The sequence below is a fragment of the Streptomyces sp. NPDC056169 genome (assembly GCF_042268445.1).
Classification (GTDB): Bacteria; Actinomycetota; Actinomycetes; order Streptomycetales; family Streptomycetaceae; genus Streptomyces.
This window is the reverse complement of record NZ_JBHJUO010000005.1, coordinates 391,363-408,656: the sequence shown is the minus strand read 5'-3', so window position 1 is coordinate 408,656 and position 17,294 is coordinate 391,363. Positions and strand designations below refer to the sequence as shown.

The window sequence follows — 17,294 nt, the reverse complement described above, 5'->3', positions numbered from 1 at the left end:
GCTCGCCCGGTCCGGTCGCGGGCACGCGCGCGCGGGGCGACCCTGGTGGACAGGGATGGGGGAATCCGCGAGGAGGCTCGCATGGCGTCCCACCGAAAGCTCCGCGCCGCGGCCGTCGTCTGTGCCGCCGTCGCCGTCGCGGGTCCCGCACCGGCGGTGGCCCGGGCGGCGCCACCGGCAGCGGTCGGGGCCCCCGCTCCCGCCCCCTCCCCGGATCCCTTCGCGAACCTCACCCCCGACGAGATCGCCGACCGGGCGGTCGCCGCCACCCAGTCCGCGACCTCGCTCCGCATGACGGGCCGGGTCACCGCCGACGGGGAGCCCCTCGACATCGACTTCGCGGTCAACGACCGCCAGGAGTGCACCGGCGTGATGAGGATCGGCGGCGGCACCGCCGAGCTGCGCCGAGTCGACGACATCACGTACATGAAGGGCGACGAGGCCTTCTGGCGGGTCTCCATGGCCTCCCAGGGCATGCCCGAGCCACAGATCGACGCCACGATCGAGCTCATCAAGGGCCGCTGGCTGAAGATCGCCCCGGGGCAGGCGGGCAGCGGCGACCTCGGCGGCGTCTGCGACCTGAAGGGGCTCCTCGCCGACCTCGACGAGGACGAGGAGCAGCGCAGCGGCCTGGTGCGGGGACCCGACGGCGAGCTGGACGGCACGCCCGTGGCGACGCTGGTGAAGAAGAAGACGGGCGGGGAGACGACCGGAGGGGAGACGCCGGGCGGGGAGACACCCAGGCCGGAGACGACCACCGTCTCCGTCTCCGAGGAGGGCAAGCCCTACATCCTCAAGATGGTCAAGACGGGCGGCGACGAACCCGGCTCCATGGTGCTCTCGGACTACGACAAGCCGGTCAAGGTGGTCGTCCCGCCCGCCGACGAGACGGTGGACCTGTCCAAGCTGGACCAGGGCACGCCCGCGTGACGGGGGTGCGGGAGGCCCGGTGAGCACCGGGCCGGGCCGCACTGTCGGTCGGTCGCGTTAGCCTCTTTGAGGTGACCGCACACCTCACCGACCCCGAGCAGCTCAAGGAGCTCCTCGGGATCCCGTTCACCCCGGAGCAGACGGCCTGCATCACCGCGCCGCTCGCCCCGCAGGTCGTCGTGGCCGGAGCCGGCTCCGGCAAGACGACGGTGATGGCCGCCCGTGTGGTCTGGCTGGTCGGCACGGGCCAGGTCGCCCCCGAGCAGGTCCTCGGCCTCACGTTCACCAACAAGGCCGCGGGCGAACTCGCCGAGCGCGTCCGCACCGCCCTCGTCCGCGCCGGGGTCACCGACCCCGACGTCATCGATCCCGACGAGCCCCCGGGCGAGCCCCGCATCTCCACGTACCACGCCTTCGCCGGGCAGCTCCTCACCGATCACGGCCTCCGCATCGGCCTGGAGCCCACCTCCCGGCTCCTCGCCGACGCCACCCGCTACCAGCTCGCCGCGCGCGTGCTGCGCGAGGCCCCCGGCCCGTACCCGGCACTGACCAAGTCCTTCCCGACCCTCGTCACCGACCTCCTCGCCCTCGACGGCGAGCTCGCCGAGCACCTCGTACGGCCCCGGGACCTCACGGCGTACGACTCCGAGCTCCTCACCGCCCTCGCCGACGCCAAGCTCAGCAACGCCGAACTGCGCAAGATCCCCGAGGCCACCGCCGCCCGCCGCGAGCTCCTCGACCTCGTCGTCCGCTACCGCGCCGCCAAGCGCTCCCGCGACCTGCTCGACTTCGGCGACCAGATCGCCCTCTCCGCCGAGCTCGCCACCACCCGGCCCGAGGTCGGCGGCCTGCTCCGCGAGGAGTTCCGGGTCGTCCTCCTCGACGAGTACCAGGACACCTCCGTCGCCCAGCGGCTGCTGCTCTCCGGCCTCTTCGGCCAGGGCACCGGACACGCCGTGACCGCCGTCGGCGACCCCTGCCAGGCCATCTACGGCTGGCGGGGCGCCTCCGTCGCCAACCTGGACGACTTCCCCGAGCACTTCCCGGGCGCCGACGGCAGCCCCGCGAGCCGCTACTCCCTCTCCGAGAACCGGCGCAGCGGCGGCCGCCTCCTCGACCTCGCCAACCGCCTCGCCGCCCCCCTCCGCGCCATGCACGCGGGCGTGGAGGCACTGCGCCCCGCGCCGGGCGCGGAGCAGGACGGCAGCGTCCGCATCGCCCTGCTGCCCACCCACGCCGAGGAGATCGACTGGCTGGCCGACTCCCTCGCCCACCTCGTCCGCACCGGCCGCGAGCCCGGCGAGATCGCCGTCCTGTGCCGGACCGCGACCGACTTCCCCGCGATCCACGCCGCCCTCGTCGCCCGGGACGTGCCCGTCGAGGTCGTCGGCCTCTCCGGCCTCCTCCACCTGCCCGAGATCGCCGACCTCGTCGCCGTCTGCGAGGTCCTCCAGGACCCGGGGGCCAACGCCTCCCTGGTCCGCCTCCTCACCGGCCCCCGCTGGCGGATCGGCCCCCGCGACCTGGCCCTCCTCGGCCGCCGGGCCCGGCTCCTCGTCCACCGGGGCGGCGACGACCCGGACCCCGAGCAGCGGCTCGCCGCCGCAGTCGAGGGCGTCGACCCGGCGGAGGTGATCTCGCTCGCCGACGCGCTCGACACCTTCCTGGACTCCGGCGGCGCCGCCGACGACGGCCTGCCCTTCTCCGCCGAGGCCAGGGTCCGCTTCGCGCGCCTCGCCGCCGAGCTGCGCGCCCTGCGCACCTCGCTCGCCGACCCGCTCATGGACGTGCTGCACCGGATCCTCACCGCGACCGGCCTGGAGGTCGAGCTCTCGGCCTCCCCGCACGCGCTGGCCGCCCGCCGCCGCGAGACCCTGTCGAACTTCCTGGACGTCGCCGCGGGCTTCGCCTCCCTCGACGGCGAGGCGAGCCTCCTCGCCTTCCTCGGATTCCTGCGCACGGCCGTCCAGTTCGAGAAGGGCCTCGACAACGCCCTCCCGGGCGGCGAGAACACGGTGAAGGTCCTCACCGCCCACAAGTCCAAGGGCCTGGAGTGGGACGTCGTCGCCGTCCCCGGCCTGGTCGCCGGCGCCTTCCCGAGCGCCCGCGCGCGCGAGGCGTGGACCTCCCAGCCGCAGGTCCTCCCGCACGCCCTGCGCGGCGACGCGGACACGCTGCCGGGGATCGACACGTGGGACGCCAAGTCCCTCACGTCCTTCAAGAACGCCATGCGGGACCACCAGCACACGGAAGAGCTCCGCCTCGGCTACGTCACCTTCACCCGCCCCCGCTCCCTCCTCCTCGGCTCGGCCCACTGGTGGGGCCCGTCCCAGAAGAAGCCCCGGGGCCCCTCGGACTTCCTCCAGGCCCTGTACGACCACTGCGAGGCCGGCCACGGCGACATCGAATCCTGGGCGGAAACCCCGGAGGAGGACGCGGAGAACCCGTCCCTGACGGAGAACACGAAGGACCAGGCCTGGCCGCTACCGCTGGACGCCGAGGCACTGACCCGCCGTAGGCAGGCGGCGGAGCAGGTGACCGCCGCGCTGCGGGCCATCGTTCCGCAGGACTGGGGGCACCTCCCGGGCGAAGCTCCGGGGGAGGGTGGGCACAGCCCCACCAGCGCAGCGCCCGACCTCCCGGACCCGCACCCCGAGGACCTCTGGCCGGACGACGAGGAACCCGTCTGGGACGAGGAGACCCTCCCCGAGGACACCCACACCGACGCGGTCCCGGCACCAAGGGACCCGGAGCGCACCCCGGAGCGCACCCCGGAGCGCACCCTCACTCCCGAGGAGCTCCGCACCATCGCCTCCTGGGACCGCGACCTCACCGCCCTCACCACCGAACTCCGCCGCGCCCGCGCCACCACCCGCGACGTCCTCCTCCCCCCGTACCTCTCCGCCTCCCAGGTCCTCCGCCTCGCCGCCGACCCCGACGGCTTCGCCCAGGACCTGGCCCGCCCCATGCCCAAGCCGCCGCAGCCCGCGGCCCGCCGGGGCACCCGCTTCCACGCGTGGGTGGAGTCCCGCTTCGAGGAGCTGCCGCTGCCGTTCCTCGGCCCGGAGGACCTCCCCGGCGGCGAGGACTTCGCGGGCGAGCCCGAGATCCTCGACGAGCGGGACCTCGACACCCTCAAGGAGGCCTTCGCCCGCACCCCGTACGCCCACCGCTCCCCGTACCGCGTCGAGGTCCCCGTCCACCTCACCCTCGGGGGCCGGGTCGTCCGGGGCCGGATCGACGCCGTCTACCGGGACCCGGACACCGGCGCGTACGAGATCGTCGACTGGAAGACCAGCCACCACCGGACCGCCGACCCCCTCCAGCTCGCGATCTACCGGCTCGCCTGGGCCGAGCAGCACGGCCTCGCGCCCGAGGACGTCGCGGCCGCCTTCGTCTACGTCCGTACGGGTGAGGTCGCCCGGCCCGCCCGCCTGCCCGGCCGTGCCGAGCTGGAGGCCATCCTGCTGGGCGGGGCACCCCCCGGCGCCGGATAGGCTCGGAGGCATGAGCGAGACCCCGGACAGCGTCGTCCACGCCGTGCGCACGTACATCGACCAGCACCGCGAGGCCTTCCTCGGCGACCTCGCCGAGTGGCTGCGCATCCCCTCCGTGTCCGCGCAGCCGGACCGCGCCGGGGACGTCCGCCGCAGCGCCGAGTGGCTCGCCGCCAAGCTGGCGGAGACCGGCTTCACGACGGTCGAGGTGTGGGAGACGGACGGCGCCCCCGCGGTCTTCGCCGAGTGGCCCTCCGGCGACCCGGACGCCCCGACGGTCCTCGTCTACGGCCACCACGACGTGCAGCCCGCGGCCCGCGAGGACGGCTGGCACACGGAGCCCTTCGAGCCGACCGTGATCGACGGCCGGATGTACGCGCGGGGCGCCGCCGACGACAAGGGACAGGTGTTCTTCCACACACTCGGTGTCCGCGCCCACCTCGCCGCCACCGGCCGCACCGCCCCCGCCGTCAACCTCAAGCTGATCGTCGAGGGCGAGGAGGAGTCCGGCTCCCCGCACTTCCGCGAGCTCGTCGAGACCCACGCCCAGCGGCTCGCCGCCGACGCCGTGATCGTCTCCGACACCGGCATGTGGTCCGAGACCACCCCCACCGTGTGCACCGGCATGCGCGGGGTCGCCGACTGCGAGATCGAGCTGTACGGCCCCGACCAGGACATCCACTCCGGTTCCTTCGGCGGCGCCGTGCCCAACCCGGCCACCGTCGCGGGCCGGATCGTCGCCGCGCTGCACGACGAGACCGAGCGGGTGGCGATCCCCGGCTTCTACGAGGGCGTCACCGAGCTCTCCGACGCCGAGCGCGCCCTCGTCGCCGAGCTCCCCTTCGACGAGGCGGCCTGGCTGCGTACGGCCAAGTCCCGCGGCACGCTCGGCGAGGCCGGCTTCTCCACCCTGGAGCGCGTCTGGGCCCGCCCCACCGCCGAGGTCAACGGCATCGGCGGCGGCTACCAGGGCCCCGGCGGCAAGACGATCGTCCCCGCCTCCGCCCAGCTCAAGCTGTCGTTCCGGCTCGTCGCCGGCCAGGACCCGGCCAAGATCGAGCTCGCCGTACGGGACTGGCTCGCCGGACTCGTCCCCGCCGGCATCCGATACGAGATCGTCTTCGGCGCACCGACCCGCCCCTGCCTCACCCCCCTCGACCACCCCGCCCTGAAGGCGGTGGCCGGGGCCATGAGCAGGGCCTTCGACGGCGCCAAGGTCCGCTACACCCGCGAGGGCGGCTCCGGACCGGCCGCCGACCTCCAGGACGTCCTGGAGGCACCCGTACTGTTCCTGGGCATCTCCGTCCCGTCCGACGGCTGGCACGCCCCCAACGAGAAGATCGAGCTCGATCTCCTCATGAAGGGCGTCGAGACCACGGCTCACCTGTGGGGCGACCTGCCCGCCGCCCTAGGGCCTGTCCGGCGGATCATGGCCGGGTCCGCGGCGTCCGGCACGGCACCTCGCCGTGTTGCCGAAACACCCGAATAGCTCCGCTATTAGTGCGCTCCGGCGCCTTGCGATGCACCGCACCGGACGCCGCGGCCTATCCGGCCATGATCCGCCGGACAGGCCCTAGCCGCCGCGCGCTGAACCCACACACCGATCCGGGGGAGTTGGAAGCACCTGTGAGCAACTTGAAGCACGCCGCGAAGGTCAGGCCGGACCGGCTGGACCGCCCGATCTCGCTGACCGCACCGAGCGGCCTCGACCGGGCTGCTCACCACCGCCTCGACGAGGCGTGGCTGGCGGCGGCCTGGAGCCACCCCACGACCCGGGTCTTCGTGGTCTCCGGGGGGCAGGTGCTGATCGACGACCGGCCCGACGGCACCACCGAGCTCGTCATGACCCCGGCGTTCGAGGCCCCCGTCACCGAGACCCACCGCTACTTCCTGGGCACGGACGCCGACGGGGTGTCGTACTTCGCGCTCCAGAAGGACTCCCTGCCCGGCCGCATGGACCAGTCCGCCCGGCCCGCGGGGCTGCGCGAGGCGGGCCTGCTGCTCTCGCCCCGGGACGCGGGCCTCATGGTGCACGCCGTCGCCCTGGAGAACTGGCAGCGCCTCCACCGCTTCTGCTCGCGCTGCGGCGAGCGCACCGTCATCGCCGCCGCCGGGCACATCCGCCGCTGCCAGGCCTGCGGCGCCGAGCACTACCCGCGTACCGACCCGGCGGTCATCATGCTGGTCACGGACGACCAGGACCGGGCCCTGCTGGGCCGCCAGGTGCACTGGCCGGAGGGCCGCTTCTCGACCCTCGCGGGCTTCGTCGAGCCCGGCGAGTCCATCGAGCAGTCGGTGGCCCGCGAGGTCTTCGAGGAGGCCGGCGTCACGGTCGGCGAGGTCGAGTACATCGCCAGCCAGCCCTGGCCGTTCCCGTCCAGCCTCATGCTGGGCTTCTTCGCCCGCGCCACCTCCTCGGAGATCAACGTGGACGGCGAGGAGATCCACGAGGCCCGCTGGTTCTCCCGCGAGGACCTCGCGGCCGGCTTCGAGTCCGGCGAGGTGCTCCCCCCGTACGGCATCTCGATCGCCTCCCGCCTGATCGAGCTCTGGTACGGCAAGCCGCTCCCGAAGCCGGGCGACGTGGTCTGAGAAACACGGAACCCCCGACCGGAGGCCTCTCCGATCGGGGGTCGTGCGTCGCCGGGCCGTGCGTAGCGGGGCCGTGAGCCGCGGCTCGTGCGCCGCCGCTCGTCCGTCGCCGCTGGTGCGGGCGGGGTCAGACGCCGAGCGCCTGCTTCACCTGCGCGAGGCTCGGGTTCGTCATGACGACCTCGTCGCCGCCGGCGGCGGGAAGAATGCGGACGGTCGGGACCGTCTGGTTGCCGCCGTTGGCCTTCTCGACGTACGCGGCCGACTCCGGGTCCTGCTCGATGTTGATCTCCGAGTACGCGATGCCCTCACGGTCCATCTGGCTCTTCAGCCGACGGCAGTAGCCGCACCACGTGGTGCTGTACATCGTCACAGTGCCCTGCATGGCCTGCGCTCCTCTTCTTCGCTGACGGGTGCCGAGAAGGAGAACGTACGCCCCGGCCGTCCCATTCCCGGCATTCGTATGACCGGCACCTCCTGCCTGTGGACGAGCCGCGACACCGAGCTCGCCGGACCTGGCAGCATGGACAGGTGACAGCAGCAACGCACTCCACTCTCTTCCCGCAGGTACCGGAGACGGCCGACGCGGTGCTCGACGGGCTCGACCCCGAGCAGCGCGAGGTGGCGCTCGCCCTGAGCGGCCCGGTGTGCGTGCTGGCGGGAGCCGGCACGGGCAAGACGCGCGCCATCACCCACCGGATCGCGTACGGGGTGCGGGCGGGCATACTCCAGCCCGCCAGCGTGCTGGCCGTCACGTTCACCAACCGCGCCGCGGGCGAGATGCGCGGCCGGCTCCGGGAGCTCGGGGCAGGCGGCGTCCAGGCCCGTACGTTCCACTCCGCGGCCCTGCGCCAGCTCCAGTTCTTCTGGCCGAAGGCCGTCGGCGGCGACATGCCCCGGCTCCTGGAGCGGAAGATCCAGCTCGTCGCCGACGCCGCGGCCCGCTGCCGCATCCGCCTCGACCGCAACGAGCTGCGCGACGTCACGGGTGAGATCGAATGGGCCAAGGTCACCCAGACGGTCCCCGCCGACTACCCTGCCGCGGTCGCCAAGTCCGTCCGGGACGCCCCGCGCGACCCGGCCGAGATCAGCCAGATCTACGCGCTGTACGAGCAGCTCAAGCGCGACCGCTCGGTGATCGACTTCGAGGACGTGCTGCTGCTCACCGTCGGCATCCTCCAGGACCGGCACGACATCGCCGAGCAGATCCGCCGCCAGTACCAGCACTTCGTCGTGGACGAGTACCAGGACGTCTCCCCGCTCCAGCAGCGTCTGCTCGACCTGTGGCTCGGCGACCGGGACAACCTCTGCGTCGTCGGCGACGCCAGCCAGACCATCTACTCGTTCACCGGCGCCACCCCCGACCACCTGCTGAACTTCCGCAACCGCCATCCGAACGCCACGGTGGTCAAGCTCGTCCGCGACTACCGCTCCACCCCGCAGGTCGTCCACCTGGCCAACGGACTGCTCAGCCAGGCCCGCGGCCGGGCCGCCGAGCACCGCCTGGAGCTGATCTCCCAGCGCGACCCGGGCCCCGAGCCGGCCTACGCGGAGTACGCCGACGAACCGGCCGAGGCCGAGGGCACCGCCCGCCGCATCCGGGACCTCGTCGCCGCCGGCGTCCCGGCCGGCGAGATCGCCGTCCTGTACCGGATCAACGCCCAGTCCGAGGTCTACGAGCAGGCCCTCGCCGACGCCGGAGTGCCCTACCAGCTCCGCGGCGCGGAGCGCTTCTTCGAGCGCCAGGAGGTACGGGAGGCGGGCATCGCCCTGCGCGGCGCCGCCCGCGCCGGGGGCAACGACTCCCTCCTCGACGACGCCGACGACCTTCCCTCGCAGGTCAGGGCCGTCCTCTCCACCAAGGGCTGGACCACCAAGCCGCCCTCGGGATCCGGCGCGGTCCGCGACCGCTGGGAGTCGCTCGCCGCCCTCGTCCGGCTCGCCGAGGACTTCGCCCGCGCCAAGTCGGGGGCCACCCTCTCCGACCTGGTCGCCGAGCTCGACGAGCGGGCCGCCGCCCAGCACGCCCCGACCGTCCAGGGCGTCACCCTCGCCTCGCTGCACGCGGCCAAGGGCCTCGAATGGGACGCCGTGTTCCTGGTCGGCCTCACCGAGGGCATGATGCCCATCACGTACGCCAAGACCGACGAACAGGTCGAGGAGGAGCGCCGCCTGCTGTACGTCGGCGTCACCCGGGCCCGCCTCCACCTCTCGCTCTCCTGGGCGCTGTCCCGCGCCCCGGGCGGCCGCGCCTCCCGGCGCCCCACCCGCTTCCTCAAGGGACTGCGGCCCGGCTCCGGCTCCCTCGGCTCCGTCGCCGCCGCCGGTGCCGGAGGCATCGAGCGGGGCATCGCGGCCGGCCGGCGCAAGCCGCGCGGCCCCGTCCTGTGCCGGGTCTGCGGAGCGACGCTCACCGAGGCGGGCGCGATGAAGCTCATGCGCTGCGAGGACTGTCCCTCGGACATGGACGAGGCGCTCTACGAGCGGCTCCGCGACTGGCGCTCCGAGCAGGCGCGGGAGCTGTCCCAGCCCGCCTACTGCGTCTTCACCGACAAGACGCTCATGGCCATCGCCGAGCGCGTCCCGACCACCGACGGCGAGCTCTCCTCGATCGCCGGCGTCGGCATCCGCAAGCTCGACCGCTTCGGAGCCGATGTCCTGGCCATCTGCGCAGGTGGGGACAGCGGGACGGGCGAGGACGAACACTGAGCAAAACTCGTGGCGAAAATAGTTTGCGCCTGCCCCGTCAAGCGCCATAGGTTCTTAACCACGGACACGGCGGCTTCTTCGAAGCCCTGTCTTCGTGCTGTACTTGTCCAAATACATATGAGGGCCCGGCTCACACCCGAGTCCTCCGAGACGCCGAGAGGAGGCGATTCCCCGTGATCAGCAACATCGAGACCAGCACCAACGGCTTCGTCAGCACCACCAAAATGACCGATCGCGCGATCGTCTCCGCCTGCTCGCTCGGCCTCTCCGGCGCTGCGTTCCTTGGCAGCGGTCTGCCCGTCACCGGTCTGTCCGGTCTCGGCACGCCCGCCGTCGAGCGCAATGAGCGACCGACCAAGGCGCTGGGAGCAGTAGCAGCAGGCAAGGCCACGGCCTATGCCTTTGCCGCGACCGGTGCCGGAATCCAGCAGCGGCAGACGACGACGCACCACCACATGATGTGGGCCTTCCGTGGGCTCGAACCCTGGAGTGATCCAGTCTGATCCATGATCGGACCGGCGCCTTCAGGGCCGCGGAACCCCACCCGGGATCCGCGGCCCTTCTGTTTGTCCCCGACCGGGGATGACGGAGCGAAGGGGCCTCGGGCAGAAACACCCGGTACCAGCCGAAACCCCGGCCAACAGGCCGGAACGACCAGACGAGGAAAGACCACCGTGCAACTCGAAGCGCACGCCCCGTCCGTACCGCCTTCCGACTCGATCTCGCTGCCCGGCTCCACGGAGGACCACGCTTTGACCCCCGTCACCCCCCTCACCGCGCTCACCGCGCTCGACGACGCCATCGAGAACCTCGGCGTCCCCGTTCCCTGTCGCGCCTACGACCCGGAGGTCTTCTTCGCCGAGTCCCCGGCCGACGTCGAGTACGCGAAGTCCCTCTGCCGGACCTGCCCGCTCATGGAGGCCTGCCTGGCCGGTGCTCAGGAGCGCCGCGAGCCCTGGGGCGTCTGGGGCGGCGAGCTCTTCGTCCAGGGCGTGGTCGTCGCCCGGAAGCGGCCCCGTGGCCGTCCGCGCAAGAACCCGGTCGCGGCATGAGCGCCACCGGAACCATCGACCGCCCCTCCACGAACGATCCCCAGAAGCAGGCACCGATGACCTCTTCCGTCATTGAGCCCATCGGCTCCGCGACCCCCGACTTCTCCACCACCGCCGCGCACACCGCGCGTCAGAACAGGATCCGCGAAATGCAACTCATCCCAGAAGCCCTGGCTCGTGCTCATATGCACGAGCGGCAGCGTGAGGCCGAGGCGGAACGTCAGGCCGTGCGCCTGGTCGCCGCCCGGCGCATGCAGCGCCGCGCCGAGCGTGTGTCGCTGCGCGCCCGTCGCGCACTGGCCATGGCCGTCATGAACTAAGGGGTCTCCACCCCGCGCCCTCCGGGGCGCGCCCGCGGGGGCCGGTCCTCACGGACCGGCCCCCGCGGTGCGTTGCCCGGGCCGCGGCGACCCGCCGGGCTATCGTCACGAGGATGAACGACGCCCGTACCCCCGAGGCACCCTTCGCCTGCGCGCGCTGCGGCAAGACCACCGACACCCTCCCGCTGACCTGGACGTGTTCGGTGGAGAACGGCCGGCGCGAGTACTTCTGCGAGGACTGCGCCCGCGCCCACATCCGCGCGATCGAGGGCCGGCTCGACTCCGCCTGGTGGTGACCGGCCCTCAGGGCGGGGAGTCCGGAACGGGACTCAGTCGGAGTCCGGCGCGACGAAGCCGGGCAGCCACTCCTCCAGCTCGTCCCGGAGCCGTACCGTCGCGTTGAGCTGACACAGCACCCCGATGGTGCTCAGCGTCACACGGTGTATCAACAGGTACGAGGGCGGCAGGTTGAGCTGCTTGCCCAGCTGGTGGGCGGGGGAGCGGGGATCGGCGATCCGGGCGGCCTGGGCCCGCAGCCAGCCGCGGGTGAAGAGATAGGTCTCCGCCTCGGCCGGTTCGATGATCGGCAGCAGGTACGCGAGGACCGCCTCCGGGTCGAGGGCGACGGAGTCCTTGACGAACCCCTCCGAGCGGAGCAGTTCGTAGACGGTCTCGGCCTCACCGGCCAGCGTCATCCGCAGACAGACGCCGATCGTCTCCGGCAGCCCGCCCGGGAGCCGGTCCACCGTGCCGAAGTCGAGGACGCCGAGGCGCCAGCTCGCCGGATCCTCGTCGCCCTCGGCGCCGGGCAGCAGCCGGAAGTTCCCCGGGTGCGGATCGGCGTGCAGCAGGCCGGTCCGCGCGGGCCCGGAGAAGAGGAAGCGGGCCAGCAGCTGCCCCGCCCGGTCCCGCTGGGCCTCCGTGCCGTCCGCGATCACCTCGGAGAGCGGGATGCCGTCCATCCACTCGGTCACGAGGACCTGTTCCGACTGGTGCACCACGGCCGGTACGACCACGTCGGGATCGTCCGCGAACACCTCCGCGTGCTCCTGCTGGGACGTCGCCTCCAGGGCGTAGTCCAGCTCCTCGGAGACCCGGTCCCGCATCTCGGTGATCAGCGGCTTGATGTCCATCCCCGGGACGAGCGGCCCGAGGAGCCGGGCGAAGCGGCTCAGCTGGGTCAGGTCCGAGAGCAGGGCCTCCCCGGCGCCCGGGTACTGCACCTTCACCGCGACCTCGCGCCCGTCGTGCCACACCGCCCGGTGCACCTGTCCGATCGAGGCGGCCGCCGCCGGCTTGTCCTCGAACTCCAGGAACAGCTCGCGCCAGTTCTCGCCGAGCCGCTCGCCGAGGACCGTGTGGACGGTGGACGTCGGCATCGGCGGCGCCGCGTCCTGAAGCTTCGTCAGCGCCGCCCGGTACGGTCCGGCGACCTCCTCCGGGAGGGCCGACTCGAAGACGGAGAGCGCCTGACCCAGTTTCATGGCCCCTCCCTTCAGCTCGCCGAGGACCTTGAACAGCTGCTCGGCCGTGCGCTGCTGGAGCTCGCGGGCGACCAGCTCGGCGGACCTGCCGCCGATCCGTTTGCCCAGACCCCACGTGGCCCGGCCGGCGAAGCCGAGCGGCAACGCGGCCAACTTGGCGGTCCGGGTGACCGCCTTCCGGGGAAGATCAGACATGCGCCCCTCCAAATTCCCAGACTGCCGTGCCGCGTACGGCCGTTACCCCGCCATTGTGTCCTGCGCGCTCCCGGCTGCCGAGGCGCGCTCCCCTTCTCCACCGCGCGCCGCCCCGCACGGGCAGTCCGGGTGCGGCCGCAGGCGCTCCGTCCGCCACTCCAACAGCGGCAGTGACACCTCCCAGCGGGCGCCCGTGCTCGCCGGGAGGTCCCCGTCAAGGAACGCGAGCGCGTGCGCGGCGGTGAGCCCGGCCACGGCCGTGGCCAGCGCCAGATCGCAGGCGGGCAGCGGATGCGGGGCGCCCGAGCGCCACTGGGCGAGGAGCCGGGGGCGGACGGGCTCCCGGTCCGTCAGCTCCTCCTGGAGGCAGCGGGCGCAGGCCGTCCCGCCCGGCAGGACGAGCGGCCCGACCGTCCCCGTCGCCTCCAGCACGCCCGCGTACAGGTGAGGTGTGCCGGTGGCGATCCACGGCCCGGCCGGGACCGGGTCGGGGACGTACGCGCCGAGACCGTCGCGCGGTGTCACCACGACGAGTGACAGCCCCACCGCGCCGCGCCCGTCACCCGGTGCGGACACCCCGGCTCTTCCCGCACGGCCCCGGGCCCAGCGGCTCACCAGACGCCGGGCCGCCGTCGCCCGGCGCTCGCCGACGGCCTCGGCCGGCAGCCCGCCCGGGGCGGTCTCCCACGGCTCGACCCGGCCGGAGTCCAGTACCTCGACCGTGCCCACACCCGCCGCGGACAGCAGGGCCGCCACCATCGCCCCCACCCGCCCCGCCCCCCGGACCTGGACGCGCAGGGCCCGTCGGGCGGTCAGCGCCCGCGGCGCCCGGTCGGGCTCGCGGTGGACGACGGAGAGCGAGGCCAGGTCGGCGCGGAGCGGATCGAGCACCGTGTCCGCCGCACCGGCGCCCGGCACCGCCTTCCCGGGCCGCCCGGTCGAGGCGTCGGCGAGGAGCCCGGCCGCCGCCAGCCGGCCGAGGAACGCCTCCAGCCGTCCGTCCGGCAGACCCAGCGCCCGCGCCTCCGCCCGCAGCAACTCGGTCCCCCGCGTGCCGTCGAGCAGCGCGAGGAGCGCCCCGGTGCCTGTGTCGACCGGGCTCAGCACCACCGCGTGCGCGGGGGTGATCCCGAACTGGACGCACGGGAGACTTCGCCAGGCGCGTCGCAGCGCCGGTTTCACCATCGGATGCATTTCCCGCCCCCGCCCCCGCTCATGACCCGTGATCCAAGCCCCGATCCAAGCCTCATGACCCAAGACCCATTCAAGATCGACAACGGCTCTTCCGTCGTCCGTCATGAAGCGAGAATGCCCCGCCGCCGTGACGGCCGCCGAAAGTTGTCCACAGGTCAGGGGGATTAGTCATTCAAATGGTGCGCGGTGGGGTCGGATCGTTCTCGAAACCCCTCCGGAGGGAGGACTTCCCCCACCGCCAGCGGGTAACGTCGGGGCCGTGCCCGCCGATCCACAGCGCAGCGTGACCAGCAAGCCGCCCCGCGGCTCGGGGACGAGTGCGGTCGAGGTCCGCAGAAGCGCGCGGCGGAGCCGAACCGTCTCGGCCTACCGCGAGGGCGACCGGACCATCGTGCTCATCCCCGCCCGCATGTCGGAGGCGGAGGAGCAGCGCTGGGTCACCGTCATGCTGGACAAGCTCGCCGCTCAGGAGAGCCGGAGCGTCCTCGGCGACCGCGAGCTCACCGAGCGGGCGCTGCGCCTCTCCGACCAGTACTACGGCGGCCGGGCGCGCCCCGGCTCCGTCCGCTGGGTCACGAACCAGAACACCCGCTGGGGCTCCTGCACCCCCTCCGAGGGCAGCATCCGCCTCTCCCACCGGCTCCAGGGCATGCCCGAGTACGTCGTCGACTACGTCCTCCTGCACGAGCTGGCGCATCTCCTCGTCCCGGGCCACGGACCCGGGTTCTGGCGGCTCCTGGAGGCGTATCCGCGCACCGAGCGGGCCCGCGGCTACCTGGAGGGCGTGGTCGCCGCCGCACGGCTCCCGCACCTCCCGGGTGCTGGCGAGGAGTGACGCCGCAAACACCGGCTGCGCCGGTGTTTCCCGATTCCGTACCGAAAACGACCTGCCCTGTCTCAATGTCGTACGCAGCCGTTAGCCTGGCGCGAGCATTCGCCATTCGGGATGGGGGACGGTCGTTACGCATGGCCAGGGAATTCCAACGCGGCCACAAGGCCAAGATCAGTGATCTGACGGCGGGAACCGATCTGTACGTAGGTGTGCAGATCGCGGCGCCCGGACTCAGCTTCGACATCAGCTGCTTCGGACTCGACGCGGACGAGCGGCTCTCGGACGACCGCTACTTCGTCTTCTTCAACCAGCCGAAGTCGCCGGAGGAGTCCATCCAGCTGCTCGGTGCCCAGTCCGGTGACACCGAGTCCTTCCGCATCACCCTCGACCGCATCCCCGCGAACATCCAGAAGCTCTCGTTCACCGCGACGATCGACGGCGCCGGCCAGATGTCCCAGGTCGGCCCCGGCCACCTGCGGATCGTGGCGGGCGGCGAGGAGGTCGCCCGGTACGCCTTCACCGGCGCGGAGTTCTCCACCGAGCGCGCGGTGATGCTCGGCGACTTCTACCTCAAGGACGTCTGGCGGTTCGCCGCCGTCGGCCAGGGCTTCGACGGAGGCCTGGAGGCGCTCCTGCGGAACTTCGGCGGCGAGGTCGCCGAGGAGGAGCCCGCGGCGCCGCAGGCCCAGGCCCCGGCCCCCGGCTTCGCCCCGCCGCCGCAGGCGACGGCGCCCCCGGCCTTCGGCGCGCCCGCACCGGCGGCGCCCCAGCCGCCGGCCCCGGCTCCCGCGTTCGGCGCCCCGCCGGCTCCGCCCGCGCCCGTCGCCCCCGTGCAGCCGGTCCACACGGCGCCCACGATGGTGGCGCCCATGGCCCCGGCCCAGGTCCCGCCGCCCGCGCCGGCCCCCGCCCCGTACGGGCAGCCGCCGCAGCCGCCGCAGCCGTCCCCGTACGGCCAGGTCCCGGGCCAGGCTCCGGGCCAGGCTCCGGGTCAGTACCCCGGCCAGGGCCAGCCGCCGCAGCAGCCGCCCTACGGGCAGGCACCCCCCGGCCCGTACGGGCAGCAGCCGCAGTTCGGGCAGCAGCCCGCGGGCGTCCCGCAGGGCGTCCCGGCCACCGGCGCGGGGCTCGCCGCCGCGCTCGCGCCGTTCAAGGAGACCGCCACCGGCGCCCGGTGGACCCCGCAGAACCAGCAGCTCATGCGGGTCGACCTCGCCATGGGCGGCGCGCCGGTCCTCGCCCGGCAGGGCTCCATGGTCATGTACCAGGGCAAGGTCGACTTCTCCCACAAGGGCGCGGGCTTCGCCGGCCGCATCGTCGGCAACGCCACGGGCCAGGAGATGCAGCTGATGCGGTGCAGCGGCCGCGGCCAGGTCTTCCTCGCCGAGGAAGGCGCCCATCTGCACCCGATCGAGCTCCAGGGCGACGGCATCTGCGTCTCCGCGGAGAACGTCCTCGCGTTCGACGAGTCCCTCCAGTACGAGGTCCGCCGCATCGAGGGCCACGGCATCCCCGGTGGCGCCCTGTTCACCATGCAGTTCCAGGGCACCGGCACCGTCGTCGTGAAGACCCATGGCATCCCCGTGGTCCTGCCCGTCACGCCGACCACCTTCGCCGACTGCAACGCCGTCGTCGCCTGGTCGTCCGCGTCCCAGGTCATCCTCTCCAGCCAGGTGCGGCTCCGCCGCAACGCCTACCCGGGCCACAGCGGAGAGACCGTGAACCTCCAGTTCCGGGGCGCCCCCGGCAACTTCATCGTCGTCCAGCCCTACGAGGTCTGAGGGAGCCCGAAGTCATGAACCAGCAACTCGCGGGCTACGCCCCGACCCCCGTCGCGGCCCGGATGGAGAACCACGGCCGCGCCATGCTGAAGGTCGCCATGGCCTCCGGCCAGGACCTGTACGCCCGGACCGGCTCGATGGTCGCCTACGAAGGCTTCATCACCTACGAGCCCAACCCGCCCGCCGTCCGCCAGGTCGCCAGGGACTGGGCCACGGGCGAGGGCGCGCCGATCATGAAGTGCTCCGGCGACGGACTGCTCTACCTCGCCGACTACGGCGCCGACGTCGTCGTGATCAACCTCCAGAACGACTCCCTGTCGGTCAACGGCACCAACCTGCTCGCCTTCGACGCCCACCTCCAGTGGGGCGTCGAGCGGGTCAAGGGACTCGCCAAGTTCGCCGGCCAGGGCCTGTTCAACGTGGAGATCGCCGGTACGGGCTGGGTCGCGCTCACCTCGCGCGGCACGCCGATCGTCGTCGACTGCGGTCGCGGCGAGGACGAGACCTACGTCGACCCCGACGCGCTCGTCGCCTGGTCGCCGGCGCTCAAGGTCAAGGGCAAGCGCAGCTTCAAGGCCTCCTCCCTCATCGGGCGGGGCAGCGGCGAGGCCTACCAGATGGCCTTCTCGGGCCAGGGCATCGTCGTCGTACAGCCGAGCGAGGACAGCACCGACCGCCTGCGGGCCCGGGGCTGAGGGGGAGCGAGAA

The 17,294-nt window shown here is 73.1% G+C and carries 15 protein-coding genes; 12 read left to right on the top strand and 3 right to left on the bottom strand.

Features of this window, described 5'->3' with window-relative positions; all coding sequences use genetic code 11:
* The first annotated feature begins 81 nt into the window (after positions 1–81).
* The 4 genes from ACFC0G_RS10815 to nudC all read left to right on the top strand — a co-directional run bounded on the left by ACFC0G_RS10815 (position 82) and on the right by nudC (position 7,019).
* Positions 82–930, top strand: a complete 849-nt coding sequence (locus tag ACFC0G_RS10815; RefSeq protein WP_376400443.1) for a hypothetical protein — start codon at positions 82–84, stop codon at positions 928–930.
* 71 nt (positions 931–1,001) lie between these two features.
* A complete protein-coding gene (locus ACFC0G_RS10810; protein WP_376400441.1) occupies positions 1,002–4,427 on the top strand; it encodes a UvrD-helicase domain-containing protein in 3,426 nt (1,141 codons plus the stop codon).
* 10 nt (positions 4,428–4,437) lie between these two features.
* Entirely contained in the window at positions 4,438–5,916 is a 1,479-nt protein-coding gene (locus tag ACFC0G_RS10805; RefSeq protein ID WP_376400438.1) for a dipeptidase, read from the top strand.
* 137 nt (positions 5,917–6,053) lie between these two features.
* Complete coding sequence (gene nudC / locus ACFC0G_RS10800; RefSeq protein ID WP_376400435.1) at positions 6,054–7,019, top strand: NAD(+) diphosphatase; 966 nt, start codon at positions 6,054–6,056, stop codon at positions 7,017–7,019.
* 127 nt (positions 7,020–7,146) lie between these two features.
* Here nudC and ACFC0G_RS10795 read toward each other — a convergent pair whose 3' ends face one another.
* Complete coding sequence (locus ACFC0G_RS10795; RefSeq protein ID WP_024758721.1) at positions 7,147–7,404, bottom strand: mycoredoxin; 258 nt, start codon at positions 7,402–7,404, stop codon at positions 7,147–7,149.
* Between the two features lie 146 nt (positions 7,405–7,550).
* Between ACFC0G_RS10795 and ACFC0G_RS10790 the strand changes: the two genes are divergently transcribed.
* From ACFC0G_RS10790 to ACFC0G_RS10770, 5 genes are all read left to right on the top strand, one after another.
* Positions 7,551–9,728 (top strand): ATP-dependent DNA helicase UvrD2, encoded by a 2,178-nt coding sequence (locus tag ACFC0G_RS10790; protein ID WP_376400432.1) that lies wholly within the window; start codon positions 7,551–7,553, stop codon positions 9,726–9,728.
* A 176-nt stretch (positions 9,729–9,904) separates the two neighbouring features.
* Entirely contained in the window at positions 9,905–10,231 is a 327-nt protein-coding gene (locus ACFC0G_RS10785; RefSeq protein WP_376400537.1) for a hypothetical protein, read from the top strand.
* A 171-nt stretch (positions 10,232–10,402) separates the two neighbouring features.
* Positions 10,403–10,780 carry a WhiB family transcriptional regulator gene (locus ACFC0G_RS10780; RefSeq protein ID WP_376400429.1) on the top strand — a complete coding sequence of 126 codons (378 nt, stop codon included), beginning with the start codon at positions 10,403–10,405 and terminating at the stop codon, positions 10,778–10,780.
* Positions 10,777–11,100, top strand: coding sequence for a hypothetical protein (locus ACFC0G_RS10775; protein WP_376400426.1), 324 nt, complete (start codon positions 10,777–10,779; stop codon positions 11,098–11,100). Before ACFC0G_RS10780 ends, ACFC0G_RS10775 begins: the two co-directional genes overlap by 4 nt.
* A gap of 113 nt (positions 11,101–11,213) precedes the next feature.
* Complete coding sequence (locus ACFC0G_RS10770; protein WP_376400424.1) at positions 11,214–11,396, top strand: hypothetical protein; 183 nt, start codon at positions 11,214–11,216, stop codon at positions 11,394–11,396.
* Positions 11,397–11,429: 33 nt separating this feature from the next.
* Here the strand turns inward: ACFC0G_RS10770 and ACFC0G_RS10765 are convergent, their stop codons facing one another.
* A complete protein-coding gene (locus ACFC0G_RS10765; protein ID WP_376400421.1) occupies positions 11,430–12,779 on the bottom strand; it encodes an ABC1 kinase family protein in 1,350 nt (449 codons plus the stop codon).
* Positions 12,780–12,821: 42 nt separating this feature from the next.
* A complete protein-coding gene (locus ACFC0G_RS10760) occupies positions 12,822–13,973 on the bottom strand; it encodes a TOMM precursor leader peptide-binding protein (protein WP_376400418.1) in 1,152 nt (383 codons plus the stop codon).
* A gap of 259 nt (positions 13,974–14,232) precedes the next feature.
* Between ACFC0G_RS10760 and ACFC0G_RS10755 the strand changes: the two genes are divergently transcribed.
* From ACFC0G_RS10755 to ACFC0G_RS10745, 3 genes are all read left to right on the top strand, one after another.
* The gene (locus tag ACFC0G_RS10755) at positions 14,233–14,808 is read left to right on the top strand and encodes a M48 family metallopeptidase (RefSeq protein WP_376400416.1); all 576 of its coding nucleotides are present in this window, start codon (positions 14,233–14,235) and stop codon (positions 14,806–14,808) included.
* A 131-nt stretch (positions 14,809–14,939) separates the two neighbouring features.
* On the top strand, positions 14,940–16,586 hold the full coding sequence (locus ACFC0G_RS10750; protein ID WP_376400413.1) for a TerD family protein: 1,647 nt from the start codon (positions 14,940–14,942) through the stop codon (positions 16,584–16,586).
* Between the two features lie 14 nt (positions 16,587–16,600).
* Positions 16,601–17,281 (top strand): AIM24 family protein, encoded by a 681-nt coding sequence (locus tag ACFC0G_RS10745; RefSeq protein WP_376400410.1) that lies wholly within the window; start codon positions 16,601–16,603, stop codon positions 17,279–17,281.
* The last annotated feature ends 13 nt before the right edge of the window (positions 17,282–17,294 follow it).

What these genes read in the sequence shown, in the direction of transcription:
- ACFC0G_RS10760 (WP_376400418.1), bottom strand. Translation starts at nt 13,973, where the DNA reads ATGCATCCGATGGTGAAACCGGCGCTGCGACGCGCCTGGCGAAGTCTC.
- ACFC0G_RS10770 (WP_376400424.1), top strand. Translation starts at nt 11,214, where the DNA reads ATGAACGACGCCCGTACCCCCGAGGCACCCTTCGCCTGCGCGCGCTGC.
- ACFC0G_RS10795 (WP_024758721.1), bottom strand. Translation starts at nt 7,404, where the DNA reads ATGCAGGGCACTGTGACGATGTACAGCACCACGTGGTGCGGCTACTGC.
- ACFC0G_RS10815 (WP_376400443.1), top strand. Translation starts at nt 82, where the DNA reads ATGGCGTCCCACCGAAAGCTCCGCGCCGCGGCCGTCGTCTGTGCCGCC.
- ACFC0G_RS10775 (WP_376400426.1), top strand. Translation starts at nt 10,777, where the DNA reads ATGAGCGCCACCGGAACCATCGACCGCCCCTCCACGAACGATCCCCAG.
- ACFC0G_RS10750 (WP_376400413.1), top strand. Translation starts at nt 14,940, where the DNA reads ATGGCCAGGGAATTCCAACGCGGCCACAAGGCCAAGATCAGTGATCTG.
- ACFC0G_RS10745 (WP_376400410.1), top strand. Translation starts at nt 16,601, where the DNA reads ATGAACCAGCAACTCGCGGGCTACGCCCCGACCCCCGTCGCGGCCCGG.
- ACFC0G_RS10765 (WP_376400421.1), bottom strand. Translation starts at nt 12,779, where the DNA reads ATGTCTGATCTTCCCCGGAAGGCGGTCACCCGGACCGCCAAGTTGGCC.
- ACFC0G_RS10805 (WP_376400438.1), top strand. Translation starts at nt 4,438, where the DNA reads ATGAGCGAGACCCCGGACAGCGTCGTCCACGCCGTGCGCACGTACATC.